Source organism: Saccharothrix longispora, assembly GCF_030852425.1.
Lineage (GTDB): Bacteria > Actinomycetota > Actinomycetes > Mycobacteriales > Pseudonocardiaceae > Actinosynnema > Actinosynnema longispora.
Genome location: NZ_NSDM01000049.1, coordinates 1 through 1,112, shown reverse-complemented (window position 1 = coordinate 1,112; position 1,112 = coordinate 1). Strand labels below are relative to the sequence as shown.

Annotated in this window: 1 protein-coding gene; it reads right to left on the bottom strand. The window is 71.4% G+C overall.

The window, feature by feature from the left end:
• Window positions 1-994, bottom strand: a 994-nt coding sequence (locus CKY47_RS36765; RefSeq protein WP_306750999.1) for an IS481 family transposase, incomplete at its 3' end; no start/stop codon positions are given.
• Between the last annotated feature and the right edge of the window lie 118 nt (window positions 995-1,112).

Genomic DNA, 1,112 nt, shown 5'->3' with positions numbered 1-1,112 from the left:
TGTTCTGTCCTGTGAGGTTGGGGACGCGGCTGGCGGGTGGTTGGCCCTTGAGCGCGGTGTGGCCGCGGTGGTGATTGTAGGTGTGCAGCCATCGCGGCAGTGCCGCTCGTCGTTCGGTTTCGCTGCGGTATGCCTGGGCGTAGGCCCATTCGTCGAGCAGGGTTCGGTTGTAGCGTTCGACCTTGCCGTTGGTCTGGGGGCGGTAGGCGCGGGTGCGTTTGTGGGTGATGCCCGCCTGGGTGAGGGTGTCGCGCCACAGGTGTGAGCGGTAGCAGGAGCCGTTGTCGGTCAGGACCCGCTTGACCGTGATGCCGGCGGCCTGGAAGAACGCCTGTGCCCGGGTCCAGAACGCGGCGGCGGTCTGTCGGGTCTCGTCGGGCAGGATCTCGGTGTAGGCCAGCCGGGAGTGGTCGTCCACGGCGTTGTGCAGGTAGGAGTAGCCCAGGTTGGGGCGGCCGTGGACTTTGCGCGGCCTGCCCGGGTCGCGGTGGGCGGAGCTGTTGCGCCCGCCGGTCTGCCGGCCGTGGACCTTGTGGCCGCCGCCGTCGGGGATGTTGCCGAGCTTCTTGATGTCGACGTGGACCAGGTCGCCGGGCGCGGCGTGTTCGTAGCGGCGCACCGGCGCGGCGGTGGCGCGGTCCAGGTGCGCAAGCCGGGCCAGGCCGAAGCGGCGCAGCACCCGGTGCACCGTGGAGGGGTTGAGCCCGAGCAGGTGGGCGATGCGGGCCGGTCCCCACCGACGCGCCAGGCGGACCTTCACGATCCGCCGCTCACGCCGGGTCGGTAGCCGGCGCGGGCTGTGGTGCGGGCGGCTGGAGCGGTCGACCAGACCCGCCTCCCCGTGCTCGCGGTAACGCCGGGCCCAGCGGGCGGCGGTGGTCGGCGAGACCTGGAACCGCTCGGCCGCGCGTCGCAACGGCCACCCGTCCTGCACGACACACCGGGCCAGGCGCAGCCGGCCCGCCGGGGTCAGCGGTGCGTTAGCGTGGGTCACGAGGGCCTCCGTCGGTTTGGTGTAGACGTCGCAATCCACACCGAACCCGGAGGCCCTCCCTCATTCCAACATCATCCGACTACGTGTCGGACCGCCCACAACCTCCCAGGGCAGTACA